Origin of the sequence: Sinomonas cellulolyticus (assembly GCF_014656475.1) — a bacterium.
Taxonomy (GTDB): Bacteria; Actinomycetota; Actinomycetes; order Actinomycetales; family Micrococcaceae; genus Sinomonas; species Sinomonas cellulolyticus.
The window spans coordinates 1-17,615 of record NZ_BNCM01000002.1; the positions used below are offsets into that span (position 1 = coordinate 1).

Annotated in this window: 10 protein-coding genes; 2 read left to right on the plus strand and 8 right to left on the minus strand. The window is 69.5% G+C overall.

Features of this window, described 5'->3' with window-relative positions; translation table 11 throughout:
* Positions 1-480: 480 nt before the first annotated feature.
* From glgB to IE231_RS02195, 3 genes are all read right to left on the minus strand, one after another.
* Positions 481-4,305 carry a 1,4-alpha-glucan branching protein GlgB gene (gene glgB / locus IE231_RS02185; RefSeq protein WP_189692326.1) on the minus strand — a complete coding sequence of 1,275 codons (3,825 nt, stop codon included), beginning with the start codon at positions 4,303-4,305 and terminating at the stop codon, positions 481-483.
* The gene (gene treS / locus IE231_RS02190; protein WP_189692327.1) at positions 4,302-6,098 is read right to left on the minus strand and encodes a maltose alpha-D-glucosyltransferase; all 1,797 of its coding nucleotides are present in this window, start codon (positions 6,096-6,098) and stop codon (positions 4,302-4,304) included. The genes glgB and treS overlap by 4 nt, the downstream gene beginning before the upstream one ends.
* A gap of 74 nt (positions 6,099-6,172) precedes the next feature.
* Positions 6,173-8,200: an alpha-1,4-glucan--maltose-1-phosphate maltosyltransferase gene (locus IE231_RS02195; protein ID WP_229866446.1), complete on the minus strand. Its 2,028-nt coding sequence runs from the start codon at positions 8,198-8,200 to the stop codon at positions 6,173-6,175.
* A 200-nt stretch (positions 8,201-8,400) separates the two neighbouring features.
* On the opposite strand from IE231_RS02195, the gene glgP reads away from it, so the two are divergent.
* The gene (glgP, locus tag IE231_RS02200; RefSeq protein ID WP_189692329.1) at positions 8,401-11,037 is read left to right on the plus strand and encodes an alpha-glucan family phosphorylase; all 2,637 of its coding nucleotides are present in this window, start codon (positions 8,401-8,403) and stop codon (positions 11,035-11,037) included.
* A gap of 6 nt (positions 11,038-11,043) precedes the next feature.
* Here the strand turns inward: glgP and IE231_RS02205 are convergent, their stop codons facing one another.
* From IE231_RS02205 to glgX, 3 genes are read right to left on the minus strand one after another with little or no spacing between them, the layout of a single operon-like run.
* On the minus strand, positions 11,044-11,367 hold the full coding sequence (locus IE231_RS02205) for a barstar family protein (protein WP_189692330.1): 324 nt from the start codon (positions 11,365-11,367) through the stop codon (positions 11,044-11,046).
* Between the two features lie 11 nt (positions 11,368-11,378).
* Complete coding sequence (locus IE231_RS02210; protein ID WP_189692331.1) at positions 11,379-11,867, minus strand: guanyl-specific ribonuclease; 489 nt, start codon at positions 11,865-11,867, stop codon at positions 11,379-11,381.
* Entirely contained in the window at positions 11,864-13,951 is a 2,088-nt protein-coding gene (glgX, locus tag IE231_RS02215) for a glycogen debranching protein GlgX (RefSeq protein WP_189692644.1), read from the minus strand. The genes IE231_RS02210 and glgX overlap by 4 nt, the downstream gene beginning before the upstream one ends.
* A 204-nt stretch (positions 13,952-14,155) precedes the next feature.
* Here glgX and IE231_RS02220 point away from each other — a divergent pair, with 204 nt between their 5' ends.
* Entirely contained in the window at positions 14,156-14,950 is a 795-nt protein-coding gene (locus IE231_RS02220) for a carbon-nitrogen hydrolase family protein (protein ID WP_189692332.1), read from the plus strand.
* Positions 14,951-15,016: 66 nt separating this feature from the next.
* On the opposite strand, the gene rlmB is transcribed toward IE231_RS02220, so the two are convergent.
* Positions 15,017-16,030: a 23S rRNA (guanosine(2251)-2'-O)-methyltransferase RlmB gene (rlmB, locus tag IE231_RS02225; protein ID WP_189692333.1), complete on the minus strand. Its 1,014-nt coding sequence runs from the start codon at positions 16,028-16,030 to the stop codon at positions 15,017-15,019.
* Positions 16,031-17,566, minus strand: coding sequence for a cysteine--tRNA ligase (gene cysS / locus IE231_RS02230; RefSeq protein ID WP_189692334.1), 1,536 nt, complete (start codon positions 17,564-17,566; stop codon positions 16,031-16,033).
* Positions 17,567-17,615 lie beyond the last annotated feature (49 nt).

The window sequence follows — 17,615 nt, forward strand, 5'->3', positions numbered from 1 at the left end:
TCATCCTGAGCCAGGATCAAACTCTCCGTCAAAAAACACGCCAACCCCCCACCCCAGGAAAATAAGGCAAAGGGCCGGCAGAAAACGATCCGGCATCAAAAACCACCCAGCCACGCACACAGGGGCGCACGCAACCAGGCAACAGACACCAAAAAAATGGCATCAACAAAACTTGGCACACTATTGAGTTCTCAAACAACAAGCACTTACGGGAAACGCGGACGGCCTTTCAGGCCGAACACCTCCCCGCGGCAACAAGATTCAAACTTACCCGCTTCTTCTCACGGAGTCAAACCGACCATTCGGCCGGACTGCTTTCCGCGATGGAACCAAAGCAATGGAATCAAGTGGTTGCCGCTACACGGCGGGGCGATTGCTCGTCCCCTCGTCTGCGGCGCGGATAAAACTATACCACCGCGGGGGTCCCAGCGCCAACTGGAACCCCCGCCGTCCTGCCCGTGTACGGACACCCCCGGTTCGTCAGCGGGAGGGCCGTGCCGCTTCCTCGCTGTCCGGAACGAGGTAGACCGCCCCCAGCGGCGGGAGCGTGAGAACGGCCGAGGCCGGCTTGCCGTCCCACTCCCGGGCCTCAGCCACAACGAGCCCGCCGTTCGTCACGCCGGATCCACCGAACTCGGTCGCGTCGGTGTTCACAGCCTCGCGCCAGCGGCCGGCAAGCGGCATCCCCACCATGTAGTCGAGGTGCGGGTTGCCCGCGAAGTTCACGATGCACACGAGCGGCGTGCCGTCCTTGGACCACCTGATGAACGAGAGCACGTTATGGTCGCCATCGTCGCCCCTGATCCACTCGAAGCCGGCCGGATCGTTGTCCTTCTCGAACAGCGCGGGCGTCTCGCGATACACCGTGTTGAGCTCGCGGATGAGTGTCTGCAGACCCTTGTGGGGCTCCATGTCAGCCATCCACCACTCGAGCCCGTGCTCCTGGTTCCACTCCCCCTCCTGGCCGAACTCGCAGCCCATGAAGATGAGCTGCTTGCCGGGGTGGGCCCACTGGTAGGCGTAGAAGGCGCGGAGGTTGGCCAGCTGCTTCCACCGGTCGCCCGGCATCTTGCGCAGCATGGAGCCCTTGCCGTGCACCACCTCGTCATGGCTGATGGGCAGGAGGAAGTTCTCACTGAACGCGTACACGATCGAGAACGTGATCTGGTTGTGGTGCCACTTCCGGTTGACCGGGTCCTCCTCCATGTACTTGAGGGAGTCGTGCATCCAGCCCATGTTCCACTTCAGTCCGAAGCCGAGGCCATTGAGGGAGGTCGGGCGCGTCACGCCGGGGAAGGCAGTGGACTCCTCGGCGATGGTGACGATGCCGGCGTTGCGCTTGTACGCGGTGGCGTTCGTCTCCTGGAGGAAGGCGATCGCCTCGAGGTTCTCGCGGCCCCCGTACTGGTTGGGCCGCCACTGGCCTTCCTCACGCGAGTAGTCGAGGTACAGCATCGACGCGACAGCGTCGACCCGCAGACCGTCGATGTGGAACTCCTCGAGCCAGAACAGGGCGTTGGCCACGAGGAAGTTGCGCACTTCCGTGCGGCCGAAGTTGAAGATGAGGGTGCCCCAGTCGGGGTGCTCGCCCTGCTGCGGGTCGGCGTGCTCGTACAGAGGCTCGCCGTCGAACTTCGCCAGCGCCCACTCGTCCTTGGGGAAGTGGGCGGGAACCCAGTCCATGATCACGCCGATGCCAGCCTGATGGAGGCTGTCGACGAGGTAGCGGAAGTCGTCGGGGTGGCCGAAGCGGGACGTCGGCGCGTAGTAGGAGGTCACCTGATAGCCCCAGGACCCCCCGAACGGGTGCTCGGCCACGGGCATGAACTCGACGTGGGTGAAGCCCATCGACGTCACATACTCGACCAGCTGTTCCGCGAGCTCGCGATAGCTCAGGCCAAGACGCCACGAGCCGAGGTGCACCTCGTAGACGCTCATGGGGCCGTTGTGAGGATCGGAGGCGGCACGGGCGGCCATCCACTCCTCGTCCTTGAACGCGTAGTTCGACTCGACGACGCGGGACGCGGTCCGCGGGGGGACCTCGGTGCCGAACGCCATCGGGTCCGCCCGCTCTACCCAGTGGCCGTGGCGGGTGAGGATCCCGAACTTGTAGCACATGCCTGCTACTACGCCGGGGATGAAGATCTCCCACACCCCCGAGGAGCCGAGGCTCCGCATGGCATGCTCGCGGCCGTCCCAGCCGTTGAAGTCGCCGCGCACTTGGACCGCCTGGGCGTTCGGGGCCCAGACCTTGAAGGAAGTGCCCTCGACGTTTCCGAGCACGGAGTGGTGCCGTTCGACGTGGGCGCCGAGCGCGCGCCACAGCTCCTCGTGGCGGCCCTCCCCGATGAGATGGAGATCCAGCTCGCCGATGCTCGGCATGTAGCGGTACGGATCGTCGATGGTGACCAGATGGCCCTCGCCGTACTCAACCTCGAGCCGGTAGTCCGGCACATGGCCGGCCTCGAGCTCGGGGACGGTGCCCGTCCACACGCCATGCGCCTCATGGGCAAGGGGGATCCGGCCTTGCGGCGTCACTGCGGTGACCCCGGTTGCCAGATGCTTCAGGGCCCGGAGGGTCACGGTCCCCTCGTCGTCCAGATGCGCTCCGAGGACAGCGTGCGGGGCGTGGTATGCCCCGGCCGCCACCTTGGCGAGGACATCCTGCTCCACCGGGATCGGCGTCCCCTCCCCCGCACCGTCGATCGTGTGGGTGGGCGCCTCTACCGGCCCGGCGCCACTCGCCAGGTGCTCGCCAGGTGCCGCCTCGTGATGTCCCTGTGCCACGTCCTTCTCCTCCCCGGGCCGCGTCTCCGCCGTCCCGCTAGCTGTCCCGTCAGGCTGCCCGTGGGCTCCGCCGGTCACACTGCTTGGGCGCTCGCCCGGCTGGGTCCCCGACGGCGCCGGCAGCCAGGCCGCGAGCGCGGTCCGGGCCGCATGGAGCGGGATCTCGGCCCACGCCGGCCGGTTCCGCTCCTCGTAGGAAACCTCGTACAGGGCCTTGTCCAGCCAGAGGGCGTCGAACAGCGCGGAGCCGAACGGGCTCTCGCCGCCGGCCACAGAGGCATACCCCGCCCAGAAGGCCTGGCCCGCTGCCTCTGCCCATCCCTCCGGCACGCGGGCTGCAGGGTCGGTGCGCTGCGCTGCGCCTGCCGCATAGTCGAACGAGCGGAGCATGCCCACCACGTCGCGGAGCACCACATCGGGGTGGCTCCGCTCGGCCACGGGCCGCAGCGGCTCGCCCTCGAAGTCCAGGATCGCGAACGGCCGGGCGGCGTCCGCGAAGTGCAGGACCTGGCCGAGATGGATGTCGCCGTGGATGCGCTGGACCTCGAGGCTTCCTCCAGAGTGGGAGAGGGCGGCCAGCAGGGCCTCGAGGGCGTCGTCGGGAACGCCCACGCTCGCGCTCACCTCGTCCCACGCCGCCCGGAGTCGGGCGGAGAGGCGGCCCATGAACTGGTCGGCTTCGCCTGGGGACAGAACCTCCGTGCCGAGCGTTCGGGCGAGGGCCTCGTGGATGCGGGCCGTGGCCGCCCCAAGGCCGCGTGCCTCGTCGGACAGGTCGCGCCCCTCCGTGGCCGCCTCGAGCGCGAACCGCCACATGTCCTCGCCGCCCTCGAGGAATTCATGGGCGACGGCGAGCTGTCCCCGCGCGCTGGAGCCCGATGGCTGGCGCCACTCGGCGTCGACCCAGCCCAGTGCCGTTGCGGCGTCGGTGGCGTGGGCGCGGGCGAGCGCGGCTCCGAGCTCGACTTCGGGGTTCGTGCCTTCAGCGAGCTGCCGGAAGACCTTCACCATCGCGTCCCCTCCCGGGGACCGGACGATGATCGAGGAGTTGGACTGCTCCCCGCGCAGCACGGAGGCGGTGAGCCCGCCCGAGGGCAGCGAGCCCTCGCCGCTCGAGGCCCCGATCGCCGTCGTGCCCTCCCCCTCCGCGCGCGAGCCCGAGGCCATCAGGCCGACGAGCGCGCCGACGAAGGCCGGGTCATGTACGCCGTCGTAGACCCACCGGGGGCCGCGCTCGGAGTGCCGGGTCTGGCCGACGAGCGCGTGCTCCGCTCCGGGAAGCGGCTCGGCGCGGTAGGTGAGGGGGACGTTGAGGGTGACCTCAAGCCGCCCGGCGGTGACCCGCACGAAATGGATCTCGATGTCCGCTGCCCCGTCAGCGTCCTCGAGTCGGACGCCGCCTGCGAGGGAGAACTCAGCCTCCCGGCCCTTTGCGGGGTACCAGCGCTGGGACGGCAACCACCTGTCAAGGAGCTCGGACAGCGGCGGGGTCAGGGTCGGTGTGGACGCGTTCGTCATTCGGTCAGCTCCCTGGTCATGGACTCGGGAACGATGACCGGCAGCGCGGTCGTCACCGGGCTCGTCGGCACGGACGCCGCGTTGCGGATTCGCAGCCAGAAGTAACCGTGCGCACCGAGGGTGACATGGAACCGGCCGTCGTCGCCGACTTGCGAGAACGGTTCGCCCCCGAATGCGTCGCGCAGCCCGCGGCCAGCGAACTCGGGCAGGTCCAGAGACGTGGCCACGGGGTGGCCGGCCAGGTTGAACACGCACAGCATGGATTCGCCGCGGAGGTCGTGGGCCGCGTCGTCCGGCATCTCGCGCAGGTAGGCCAGCACGCGCTCGCTCTCGGCGGGCACGTTGCGGTAGCCCCCGAGCCCGAACACGGGGTGCGCGCGCCGGACGCCGAGGATGTTGCGCATCCAGCGCAGCAGGCTGCCCGAGTGCGCCATCTCCGCCTCGACGTTGGCCATGGCGTAGTTGTAGACGAGGGACTGGATGGTGGGCAGGTAGAGCTTGCCCGGGTCTGCCGTGGAGAAGCCGGCGTTTCGGTCGGGGTTCCACTGCATCGGCGTGCGCACCGCGTCCCGGTCCTCGAGCCAGATGTTGTCCCCCATGCCGATCTCGTCGCCGTAGTACAGGAACGGGCTGCCCGGCAGGGAGAGGAGGAGTGCGTTGATGAGCTCGATCTCCGCGCGGGAGTTGTCGAGCAGGGGTGCGAGCCGCCGCCGGATGCCCACGTTGGCGCGCATGCGCGGATCGGAGGCATACCAGCCGAGCATCGCCTCACGCTCCTCGACTGTGACCATCTCGAGGGTCAGCTCATCGTGGTTGCGCAGGAAGGTGCCCCACTGCGCGCCGTCAGGGATGGCAGGGGTGTCGATCATCGTGTCGATGATCGGCTGGGCCCGGCCGTCCCGCAGCGCGTAGTAGAGGCGGGGCATGATCGGGAAGTGGAACGCCATGTGGCACTCCGGGGACTGGGGGGTGCCGAAGTACTCGACGACCTCATGGGGAGGCTGGTTCGCCTCCGCGATGATGATGCGCCCGGGGTACTTGTGGTCCATGAACTCCCGCAGCTTCGCGAGGAAGACGTGCGTCGCGGGAAGGTTCTCGCAGTTGGTCCCCTCCTCCGCGTAGAGGTAGGGGATCGCATCAGCGCGGATGCCGTCCACGCCCTGGTCCAGCCAGAACTGCACGACGCCGAAGATGGCCTCCTGGACCTTCGGATTCTCGTAGTTCAGGTCAGGCTGGTGGCTGAAGAAGCGGTGCCAGAAGAACTGCCGTCGGATGGGGTCGAAGGTCCAGTTGGAGTCCTCCGTATCGATGAAGATGATGCGGGCGTCCTGGTACTTCTCGTCGGTGTCGCTCCACATGTAGAAGTCGCCGTAGGGCCCGTCCGGGTCCCGCCGGGACTCCTGGAACCAGCGGTGCTGGTCGGAAGTGTGGTTCAGCGGCAGGTCGATGATGATGCGGACGCCCCGCGCGTGGGCCTCCGCCACCAGCCGCTGGAAGTCGCTGATCGACCCGAACTCGGGCAGGACCGACTCGTAGTCCGAGACGTCGTAGCCGCCGTCGCGCAGGGGCGACTCGAAGAACGGCGGCAGCCAGAGGCAATCCACACCGAGCCACTGCAGGTAGTCGAGCCGGTCGATGAGCCCCTGGATGTCACCCGAGCCGTCGCCGTTCGCGTCGTTGAACGCGCGCACGAGGACTTCGTAGAAGACGGCCTTCCTGTACCAGGACGGATCGTGCCTGAGGCCGGGGGCGTTGACATTGAAGTTCGGCTGAGCCTGCTGGCCGATGTTCATGGTCTTGGTGGTCTCCTTCGCGGGGGTCGCGCTGGTTCAGGTGTACGACGTTAGCGTGACGCCCTCCCGGGCGGCTAGCGACGCACGTGCAGGATGTGCGCAGGCTCCACGTGTGCGTCGAGCCGCACGTAGTTGTGCTCCCCCCACTGCCATGACTGCCCCGAAAGCAGGTCATCGACACGGAATCGGCCCTCGGCGTCCAGCATGCCGGGGTCCAGCTCAAGGGCTGCGAGGTCCAGGGTCACGGTGCTCTCCCGGGCCGAATGCGGGTCGACGTTCACCACCACGATGACGGTGTCCTTCCTCCCGTCCGGCAGCACCTTGTGCTTCGAGTACACGACCGTCGCGTCGTCAGTGCTCGAGTGCAGCGTGAGGTTCTGCAGGTCGAGCAGGGCCGGATGCGTGCGGCGGATCTCGTTCAGCCGGGTGATGTACGGGGCGAGGGAGCGGCCTGCTGCCTCTTCGGCTGCCCAGTCGCGCTGCTTGTACTCGTACTTCTCGTTGTCGATGTACTCCTCCGCGCCCGGACGCGCCACGTGCTCGAACAGCTCGTATCCGGCGTAGACGCCCCACAGCGGGCTCGCGGTCGAGGCGAGGACCGCTCGGATCTTGAAGGCCGGGTGGCCGCCGAACTGCAGGTACTCGGTGAGGATGTCCGGGGTGTTCACGAAGAGGTTGGGCCGGTAGAACGGCGCCCACTCCCTGGAGATCATCATGAAGAACTCCTCGAGCTCCGCCCGGGTGTTCCGCCACGTGAAGTACGTGTAGGACTGCTGGAATCCGGCGCGCCCGAGCGCCTTCATCATGGCCGGCCGCGTGAACGCCTCGGCCAGGAACACGACCTCGGGGTTCTTCTTGGCCACCTTGCCCAGGAGCCACTCCCAGAACCAGACCGGCTTGGTGTGCGGGTTGTCGACCCGGAAGATCTTCACGCCGTGGTCGATCCACAGGTTCACGATCCGCAGGATCTCCTTCGAGAGCCCCTCCGGGTCGTTGTCGAAGTTGAGCGGGTAGATGTCCTGGTACTTCTTGGGCGGGTTCTCCGCGTACGCGATCGATCCGTCCACGCGCCGCGTGAACCACTCGGGGTGGGACGTGGCCCAGGGGTGGTCCGGTGACGCCTGAAGGGCGAGGTCGAGCGCGACCTCGAGCCCCAGCTCCTCGGCACGGGCCACGAACGCGTCGAAGTCCTCGAACGTGCCGAGATCGGGGTGGATCGCGTCGTGGCCGCCCTCGGCGGCGCCGATCGCCCACGGCGACCCGGGATCGTTGGGCCCCGCGGTGAGCGTGTTGTTCGGACCCTTCCGGAACGCTCGGCCGATCGGATGGATCGGGGGAAGGTAGATGACGTCGAAGCCCATGGACGCGACTCCCGGGAGCCGCTCGGCCGCAGTGCGCAGCGTGCCGGAGGTCCATTCTCCGGTCGCCGGATCGCGGCGTGCCCCCTCGGACCGGGGGAAGAACTCGTACCATGCGCCGCGTCCGGCGCGCTCGCGCTCCACGAGCAGCGGGAAGTGCTGGCTCTCGGTCACGAGTTCGCGGATGGGCAGACGCTCGACGGCGGCAAGCACCTCCTCGCTCTCCCCTGCGGCGAGGCGTTCCTCGACCGGGCGGGACGAGTCTGCGAGCGCCTGGGCCGCCGCGCGGAAGGTGCGGCGGTCCTCGGGAGTGCGGGCCTCGTCGTCGCCCGCCTCCCGCAGCAGCGCGGCGCCCTCGGCGAGCATGAGCTCAACGTCGATGCCGGCGGCGATCTTGACGTCAGCGTTGTGGTGCCACGTGCCGTAGCGGTCGTGCCAGGCCTCGATCGTGAACGTCCACTCCCCCTCCTTGGTGGGGGTGAGCAGTCCGTGCCACCGATCCAGCCCCTGGCCCTGCTCCCGGAGGCGGACCCTCTGCTTCTCCTTGCCCTTCGGCGAATACAGGACGGCGGTCACGCCGAGCGCGTCATGGCCCTCGCGGAAGGCGGTGGCCCCCACAGCGATCCCCTCGCCCACCACGGCCTTGGCCGGAAAGGCACCCCCCTCCACCACGGGTGAGACATCGGTGATGGGGAAGCGTCCGAAGCGGAGCTTGGATGGGATGTTCGGCTCGAGTGCGGGCACGTCACGTCCTTTCGCGAGGTGGTGGCTCGGTCGGCGCCTGTCCTGCGCCACGATAGCCCGCCTCCGAGCCGATTGCGAAGGCCGTGACGCCGCCGCCGGCGCGGGGCGCGGGGCCGGTCCACCGGCGTGTTGGGTGCAGTTCACCGGCGTGTAACGCGGCGCACTTCATCGGTGCTCCCGGCTCGGCTAATGTGGCGCAGGTGAAGGCCATCCGTAGATTCACCGTCCGGACCGTCCTGCCGGAGCCGATCGCTGCGCTCGACACGCTCGCCACCAACCTCCGGTGGTCGTGGCACGAGCCCACGCGCGAGCTGTTCCAGAGCCTCGATCCGGAGCTGTGGGAGGAGAGCCGCCACGATCCGGCGGGCTTCCTCGGGCTCGTGACGAGAGAGCAGTTCCAGCAGCTCGCCCTGGACCCGGATGTGGTCGAGCGGGTGCGGGCGGCGGCCGAGGACCTGCGCCGCTACCTCGAGGAGCCCCGCTGGTACCAGGGCCTCGGCGAAGACCGGCCCCGCTGCATCGCCTACTTCTCTCCCGAATACGGCATCACCGAAGTCCTGCCCCAATATTCCGGCGGCCTCGGCATCCTCGCCGGCGACCACCTCAAGAGCGCCTCCGACCTCGGCGTGCCGCTCATCGGCGTCGGCCTCCTGTACCAGGCCGGCTACTTCAAGCAGGCGCTCTCGCGGGACGCCTGGCAGCAGGAGACCTACCCCGTCATCGACCCGGACGCCCTGCCGCTGACCCTCCTGAAGGAGGAGGACGGCACGCCGTGCACCGTTACCCTTTCGCTGCCCAACGGGCGCAAGCTGCACGCCCAGATCTGGCGCGCTGACGTGGGGCGGGTGCCGCTGCTCCTGCTCGACTCCAACATCCCCTCGAACGACGACGGCGCCCGCTCCATCACCGACCGCCTCTACGGCGGCGGTGGAGATCACCGCCTCCAGCAAGAGCTGCTCCTGGGGATGGGCGGCGTCAAGGCCCTGCGCATCTTCCAGCGGCTCACCGGGGGCCGCGCGCCGGAGGTCTTCCACACGAATGAGGGCCACGCCGGCTTCCTCGGGATCGAGCGGATCCAGGAGCTCATGTCCGGGCCGCAGCCGCTCACGTGGGAAGAGGCCCTCGTGGCGGGGCGCGCCTCGACGGTCTTCACGACCCACACTCCGGTCGCGGCCGGGATCGACAGATTCGACGCCGCGCAGATCAAGTACTTCTTCGACGCCGGGCTCGCCCCGGACGTGCCGACCGCCAAGGTGCTCGAGCTGGGACGCGAGAGCTACGACGGCGGCGATCCCTCGGTGTTCAACATGGCCGTGATGGGCCTGCGGCTCGCCCAGCGGGCCAACGGCGTGGCGAAGCTGCACGGGGTGGTCTCCCGCGAGATGTTCTCCGGGCTGTGGCCTGGATTCGACAGCTCCGAGGTGCCCATCACGTCCGTGACGAACGGCGTGCACGTGCCGACCTGGGTGGACCCCCAGATCACCGCCATGGCGGAGGGCCTCGCCCCGAACGCGGGCGTCGGCAGGCGCTGGGACGTCGTGTTCAACGTGCCGGACGAGCAGATCTGGCAGACGCGGCGCGAGCTGCGCAGCCGCCTCATCGACGATGTGCGGCGCCGGGTTCGCTCGGCCTGGCGCAAGCGCGGCGCGGGCGAGGCCGAGCTGACGTGGACGGACTCGATCCTGAGCCCGGACATCCTGACGATCGGATTCGCCCGCAGGGTCCCGACCTACAAGCGCCTCACGCTCATGCTCCGTGACCCGGACCGGCTCAAGCGCCTCCTCCTGGACCCGGAGCACCCTGTCCAGATCGTCATCGCCGGCAAGTCCCACCCGGCGGACGACGCCGGGAAGAAGATGATCCAGGATCTGGTGCACTTCACGGACGATCCCGAGGTGCGCCACCGCATCGCTTTCCTGCCGAACTACGACATCGCGATGGCCCGCACGCTCTTCCCCGGGTGCGACGTCTGGCTCAACAACCCGCTCCGGCCGCTCGAGGCCTGCGGCACCTCGGGCATGAAGGCGGCCATCAACGGCTCCCTCAACCTCTCGGTCCTCGACGGGTGGTGGGACGAGATGTACGACGGCTCGAACGGGTGGGCCATCCCCACCGCGAGCGGCACCTCCACGCCGCACGAGCGCGACGACATCGAGGCGGCTGCCCTCTACGAGCTCCTCGAGACGCAGATCGCGCCGCGCTTCTACGGCGCCTCCGGGAAGGGCACGGGGGCGGAGTCCGCGGGAGCCGCCGGCCCCTCCTCCGCCGGGGAAGCCGAAGGCACCGGGAGCATCGACGCGGTGCCCACGCACTGGGTCTCGATGATCAAGCACACGCTCTCGCACCTCGGCCCGGCCGTCTCCGCGGACCGCATGGTCGGCGACTATGTCCGCGAGCTGTACACGCCGGCGGCGGTGGCGGGCCGGACCGCCCGTGCCGACGACTACCGGCTGGCCCGGGAGCTCGCGGCCTGGACCAAGCATGTGCGCAGCAACTGGTCTCAGGTCCACGTGGAGCACATCGACTCGGGAGGGCTGTCCGAGATGCCCCAGATCGGCGACAAGCTCCAGGTCAACGCGTACCTCAATCTGGGCGTCCTCAACCCCGCAGACGTCCTCGTCGAACTCGCCTACGGCAAGGTCGACGACTCGGACCAGCTCACCACGGTGGGCCTGGCCGACCTCGAACCGGAGGAGAACCTCGGCAACGGCCGGTACAAGTTCTCCGGTGCGGTCACGATCGAGAACTCGGGCGCGTTCGGCTACACGGTGCGGGTGATCCCGCGGCACACCGGCCTGGCGTCGAAGGCCGAGCTGGGCCTGGTGGTCAACGCCTGACCCGGCTCAGGCCGTGTCGGAGGCAACCGTGCGGACGGTCAGGGTTCCCTCCGAGGCCGCCGCTGCGTCCTCGAGGATGCCCTTCACGACCGCATAGGCGGCCTGGCGCCGGAAGGCGGGGTGCACGTGCCACTCGACCGCGAGCGGCTCGCCTTCGCCGTTGGCCAGCTCGGCGGCGAGGTCCTGGAGGCAGTCGTTGAGGGCGTCGAGGTTGGCGCCGTAGTACTCGGGGAACTCGAGCGCCTTCCCGAACGCCACGAGCACCTCGCGCTTCGACTCCGCGGGCGGCACGACGGCGGTCCTGCGCCGGGCGCTGCTGGGTCCGGTCATCACGTGGAGCCTCACTCTCCCTCGAGGATGAAGCGGAACGACGCATAGTGGTCGTCCGTGTAGTACTTCTCCCCCTGGTCTCCGGCCACGATGCGGCGGGCGCCCCGGTCCTGGGACCCCGGCGTCACGACCGTGTACTCGTGGTAGTAGCCGCTCGCCCTGCTGGGGAGGATCTTCTCGAAGTTGCTGTAGACGATCCCGTCCCGGCTGTACGGGTACGGGCCTCCCCGCTGGATGAGCCCCAGGGTCTCCCGCGCCTCAGGCGGCAGCTGTGAGGCGCCCACTTCGGCCAGCCCGCTCGGATTCGCCACGGTGGCGTGCGCGCGGGCGGAGGGGGCCGGCGTCGTGCGCCGTGAGGCCGCTGCCGCGGACTGGACCGCGCCAGCCGTCGATGCAGGGCCCCCGTCGGCGCTGCTGCCGCCCCGGGCCACGAGGAACCCGATGACGGCGACCGCGAGGATCACGAGCGGAACGAGGGCCCTCCTGAGGGCCGGGCTCATCCGGCGTTCCGCGCGCGGTAGATGGCCAGCGAGTACGGCTCCGCGACGTCCTCCTGCCCGGAGGCGAAGACCGTGCCGATCCGGTGCTCTGCCAAGGGGGAGGTGGAGTACCGCAGCTCGAACGCCAGATCGTGCTCGTAGGCAGGAGAGCCGCCGGGGAGCACGGGGAACGTGACGTCCAGCTTCTCGGGGCCGCCGTTGATCACCACGAACCCGTCGAGATACCCGTTCTTGGAGCCGAGCAGGACCTGGAGGAGCCGCTCATGCGGATCGTGCCAGCGGTTCGGGTCCATGGGACGCCCGTCCGCGCCGAACCAGTGGAAGTAGTTCCCTTCCTCCCGGCCCGGGTAGCTCGTGGGCTGGCGCATGAGGAAGTCCTTGCGGATGCGGATGAGCCACGCCGTGTGGTCGAGCAGCTCGTGCGCCCGGCTGTCGAGGTTCCAGTTCAGCCACGTGAGCTCGTTGTCCTGGCAGTAGGCGTTGTTGTTCCCCTGCTGGGTCCGGCCGAACTCGTCGCCGGCGGTGAGCATGGGAACTCCGAGGGAGACCAGGAGCGTCGCCATGAGGTTCTTGATGGTCTGGGTGCGCGCCGCGACGATGGACTCGACCTCCGTGGGGCCCTCGATCCCATGGTTGTACGAGCGGTTGTGCGTCGCGCCGTCGCGGTTCTGCTCGCCGTTGGCCTCGTTGTGCTTGCGCTGGTAGGACGTCAGGTCCGCGAGCGTGAAGCCGTCATGCGCCGCGATGAAGTTCACCGACGCGAGGGCCGTCCGACCCGAGGCAGCGAACAGTCCATGCGAACCCGTGAGCGCGTCGGCGAGCCGCGCCGTCGTCCCTCCCAGACCGCCCGAGTCGAGTTCGGCCCGGTCCGAGAGCCAGAAGTCACGCACTGCGTCCCGGTAGTGGTCGTTCCAGTCCGCCCAGCCCAGCGGGAAGCGGCCCGTCTGCCACCCGCCGAAGCCGAGGTCCCACGGCTCGGCGATGAGCTTGGTGCGCGAGATGACCGGGTCCGCGGCCGCCGCGACCAGGAAGGGGTGCGCGGGAGTGAAGGAATGCTGGCCGTCCCGACACAGGGACACCGCGAGATCGAACCGGAAGCCGTCGATCCGGTACTCCTCGGCCCACAGCCTCAGCGAGTCGAGGGCGAGCTGGACCACGCGCGGGTTCGAGAAGTCCAGCGTGTTCCCGCACCCGGTGGTGTCGATGTACCGGCCCTCGGGATCGGTCCGGTAGTACTCCCTGTCGCCGAGGCCGCGGAAGCTGATCGGCGGCCCGGCAGCGCCCTCCTCCGCAGTGTGGTTGTACACCACGTCGAGGAACACCTCGAGGCCGGCCTGGTGCAGGAGCTTCACCATGCCCTTGAACTCGTCCTGAATGGCCTGGGGTCCTGCCTTCTGGGCTGCCTTGGTCGCGTAGGCCGGGTGCGGGGCGAAGAACGCCGCCGTGTTGTAGCCCCAGTAGTTCGTGAGGCCCAGATTGTGCAGGTGCGACTCGTCCAGATGGAAATGGACGGGGAGCAGCTGGACGCTCGTGATCCCGAGCGTGCGGAAGTGATCGATCATCACCGGGTGGGCGAGCCCAGCATAGGTGCCCCGGAGCTCCTCCGGGATGTCGGGGTGGAGCATCGACTGGCCCTTGACGTGCGCCTCGTAGATGATCGTGTCCCGCATCGGAACGCCCGGGCGGCCCACCGTGCCCCAGTCGAAGTCAGAGTGCACGCGGACGTTGAGCCAGCGCCGGCCGACCCGGTCCACCGCGCGGCCGTACGGGTCCAGCAGGAGTGTCCCCGTCCCCGGCTCCGGGGCGTCGCCGTCGGCACCGGTGCGGGCAGCGAACGCGTACCGGGTGCCCTCGGGCATGCCGGCCACGAGCCCGTGGTGCACGCCGTCCGTGAATTCGGGCAGCGGCTCCTTCCGCCACGTGCCGCCAGGGCTGATGAAGTGGACGTCCACGGCATCGAGCCCCGGGGCGTAGACCGCGAGGTTGACCGTGTGGCTCGCCTGCTGGTCAGCCGAGCGTGCGGGGGTGAGGCCGAGCGGGAACGGCTGCGACGGCGTCACCACGAACGCCAGGGGCATCGTCATGTTGCTCATTCTCATAGCATTCCTCGGCCCTGTCCGGGGGCCAGGGTCCTTCCTCGTCGGTGACAGGGTCGGCGCCATCGGCCGCCCCCCGGCGGTCCCCATCCTAATATCCGCAGGGCTGGACCCGTCTTGGGAGCGCCGAGCGTCCACGCCACGCTTGTCCGCGGTCCTTCCCCTCGACGAGTGATTCGGGATACTGGTGCCATGCGGATTGCCCTCGCCCAGCTGACCTCATCACGTTCCCTCGACGACAACCTCGCCCTCGTGCGCACCACCCTGGCCGAAGCCGGCCGGCGGAGGGCGGACGTGGTCGTGTTCCCCGAAGCGACCATGCGCGCCTTCGGCAACTCGCTCAGCGACATTGCCGAGCCGCTCGATGGGCCGTGGGCCGCGGGCGTGCGGGAGGCCGCCGACGCGGCTGGCGTCGTCGCCGTCGTCGGAATGTTCACACCCGGAGAAGGGGGGCGCGTGCGGAACACGCTCCTCGTGCACGGCCGCGGCGTGGAGGCCCACTACGACAAGATCCACCTCTACGACGCGTTCGGATTCCTCGAGTCCGACACCGTGACGGCGGGCAAGGAGCCCGTCACATTCACGGTGGACGGCGTCACCTTCGGACTCGCCACGTGCTACGACCTCCGCTTCCCCGACCTCTTCACCGCGACCGCGGACGAGGGGGCCCAGATCCAGCTCGTGCCCGCCTCGTGGGGCGCCGGGCCGGGCAAGGCCGAGCAGTGGGACCTCCTGGTGCGCGCCCGCGCCCTGGACTCCACGTGCTTCGTCGTGGCGGTGGGCCAGTCCGACCCGGAGGCCGCCGGCGTCGAGGCGAAGCGCGGCGCGCCGACAGGAATCGGCCGCTCGGCCGTCGCCAGCCCGCTCGGGCACCTCATCGAACGGCTCGGGTCCGGACCCGACACGCTCTACGTGGACCTCGACCCCGCCGAGGTGGAGAGGGCCCGCACCGCGCTGCCCGTCCTGGCCAACCGGGTCCGCCTCTGAGGCCGGCCGCCGGGAGACCCTGATCGGCCGGCCGCCGGGAGGCCCCGATCGGCCGGCGCCGCAGCGTCAGCTGGCCGGGGCCTCCGCGGCCGCACGGCGCGTCGAGACCTCGTACAGGGAGATCGCCACGGCCATGCCTGCATTGAGCGACTCCATGTCAGAGTCAATGGGGATCGAGACGATCTGGTCGCACAGCTCACGCGTGAGCCGGGACAGTCCCTTCCCCTCAGAGCCCACCACGAGGCACACCGGCTCGGTGGCCATGGCGAGGCCCGGGAGCGCGACGTCGCCGCCGCCGTCGAGCCCGAGGACGAAGATGCCCAGCTCCTTCATCTGGCGCAGCACCGTGTTGAGGTTGGGGGCCTTCGCGACGGGCACGCGGACGGCTGCGCCAGCGGACGTCTTCCATGCCGACGCGGTCATGCCCACCGAGCGGCGCTCCGGGACAATCACGCCGTGGCCCGAGAACGCCGAGACGGAGCGGATGATCGCACCGAGGTTGCGAGGATCCGTGATGCCGTCGAGCGCCACGAACAGGGGTGCGTTCCCGATGTGCCCCTTGCGCCACTTCTCGTAGGTCTGCTCGGCCAGCTCGAACGCGTCCGGGTACTCGTACGGCGGCACCTGGAGGGCGAGGCCCTGATGGATCGCGTCATCGGTCATGCGGTCGAGCTCGGGCTTCTGGGCCTCGAGCAGCGCAATCCCTGCCTCCGCGGCGAGCTTCATGGCCTCACGCACGCGGTCGTCCATCTCGATGCGCACGGCGACGTAGAGCGCCTTCGCGGGAACGCCCGCGCGCAGCGCTTCGACCACCGAGTTGCGCCCGGTGACCATCTCCTCGGCACCCTTGGCACGGCCGGATCCGCCGGCGCGTCCCGCGGCGAGGCGGCCCGGCTGCCCGGCCCGCTTCGCAGCCGACCGCTCGGCGAGCTGCTTGGCGCGGTACGCCTTGTGGTACACGCGGTCCTCGGCTCTGGGCGTGGGGCCCTTGCCCTCGAGTGCCTTGCGGCCATGGCCGCCCGTGCCCGTGGTGGGGCCCTTCTTGTTCTTCGCGGCTCCCGGGCGTCCCTTGGCGGCCATCTATGCTCCCGTTCGGTTGGTGGGCGCGCCTTGGGCGCGTGGTTCAGTCGGTGCGGTGAGGGCCCACGTGGCCCCGTCTGCGGAGTCCTCGACGGCGATGCCCGCAGCCGCGAGCGTGTCCCGGATGGCGTCCGCCGCGGCCCAGTCCTTCGCGGCGCGCGCCGCAGCCCGCGCGGCGAGCTGGGCGTCGACGAGCGCGGACAGGGCACGGTGCGCGCCGCTCTCGGCGCCGTCCGCGGACGACGCTGCGTGGCCGCCGGCGGCGTCGAGGCCCAGGACCGCGGTCATCGCGAGCACCTCGGACAGCGCCTCGGACACGGCGGCTGGGTCTCCTGCCCCGCTGGCGGCGGCGAGTGCCGTGTTGCCGCGGCGCACCGTCTCATGGAGCGCCGCGAGGGCCTGGGGGATGTTCAGATCGTCGTCCATGGCGTCCGCGAAGGCCTCCGGGACCCTTCCGGCGGGCGGTGCGCCGGCGCCGTCGTGCGCGGACTTCCGTGCGTAAGCGGAAGCCTTGGCGATGAACCCGTCGATCCGCTCCACGGCGGCAGCCGCCTCCTGGAGGGAGGTGGGCCGGTAGTCGAGGACGGAGCGGTAGTGGGCCTGGCCGAGGTAGTAGCGGACCACGCGGGGCGAGGCCAGCGCGAGCATTTCCGCCGGCGAGATGACGTTGCCGATGGACTTCGACATCTTCTCGCCCTCGTACGTGACCATGCCGTTATGCATCCAGAAGTTCGCGAACCCGTCGCCAGCCGCGGTGGACTGCGCGAGCTCGTTCTCGTGGTGCGGGAAGCGCAGGTCGAGGCCCCCGCCGTGGATGTCGAAGCGGGGCCCGAGGTACTTGGTGGCCATCGCGGAGCACTCGAGGTGCCAGCCGGGCCTGCCGCGGCCCCACGGCGACGGCCACGACGCTGTCTCCGGCTCGCCGGGCTTGTGTCCCTTCCACAGGGCGAAATCCCGCGGGTCCCGCTTGCCCCGGGGATCAGCATCGGTCGCGGCCTGCATGTCGTCGATGCTCTGGTGCGTGAGGGCCCCGTATTCCGCCCACGAGCGGACATCGAAGTAGACGTCCCCGGAGCCGTCCTCTGCCGGGTACGCGTGGCCACGGTCGATGAGCCGGGCGATCAGCTCGTGCATCTCGGTGATGTGCCCGGTGGCGCGGGGCTCGTAGGTGGGCCGCTGCACGCCGAGCGTCTCGTACGCCGCCTCGAACTCCTGCTCGAACCGGTATGCGAGGGCGAACCACTCCTCATGGGGGATGTAGGAGCCGTCCGGAACGAAGTCGGAGGCGAAGCTCGCCTCCGACTTGGCGAGGATCTTGTCGTCGACGTCCGTGACGTTGCGGACCACCGTGGTGGCGAAGCCGCGGTACTGCAGCCATCGCGTGAGCTGGTCGAAGACGATCGCGGAGCGCACGTGCCCCACGTGGGGCGACCCCTGCACGGTGGCACCGCAGTAGTACACCGAGGCCTTGCCGGGCTCGAGTGGAACGAAGTCACGGACTTCGGCGGTGGCTGAATCGTAGAAGCGCAGGGTCACGGGATAAGGGTATACGGGCGGGTCGCGGCGGGTGCTGGCGCTGCGGCGC

What these genes read in the sequence shown, in the direction of transcription:
- glgB (WP_189692326.1), bottom strand. Translation starts at nt 4,305, where the DNA reads ATGACGAACGCGTCCACACCGACCCTGACCCCGCCGCTGTCCGAGCTC.
- treS (WP_189692327.1), bottom strand. Translation starts at nt 6,098, where the DNA reads ATGAACATCGGCCAGCAGGCTCAGCCGAACTTCAATGTCAACGCCCCC.
- IE231_RS02205 (WP_189692330.1), bottom strand. Translation starts at nt 11,367, where the DNA reads ATGACCGGACCCAGCAGCGCCCGGCGCAGGACCGCCGTCGTGCCGCCC.
- IE231_RS02210 (WP_189692331.1), bottom strand. Translation starts at nt 11,867, where the DNA reads ATGAGCCCGGCCCTCAGGAGGGCCCTCGTTCCGCTCGTGATCCTCGCG.
- glgX (WP_189692644.1), bottom strand. Translation starts at nt 13,951, where the DNA reads ATGACGATGCCCCTGGCGTTCGTGGTGACGCCGTCGCAGCCGTTCCCG.
- IE231_RS02220 (WP_189692332.1), top strand. Translation starts at nt 14,156, where the DNA reads ATGCGGATTGCCCTCGCCCAGCTGACCTCATCACGTTCCCTCGACGAC.
- rlmB (WP_189692333.1), bottom strand. Translation starts at nt 16,030, where the DNA reads ATGGCCGCCAAGGGACGCCCGGGAGCCGCGAAGAACAAGAAGGGCCCC.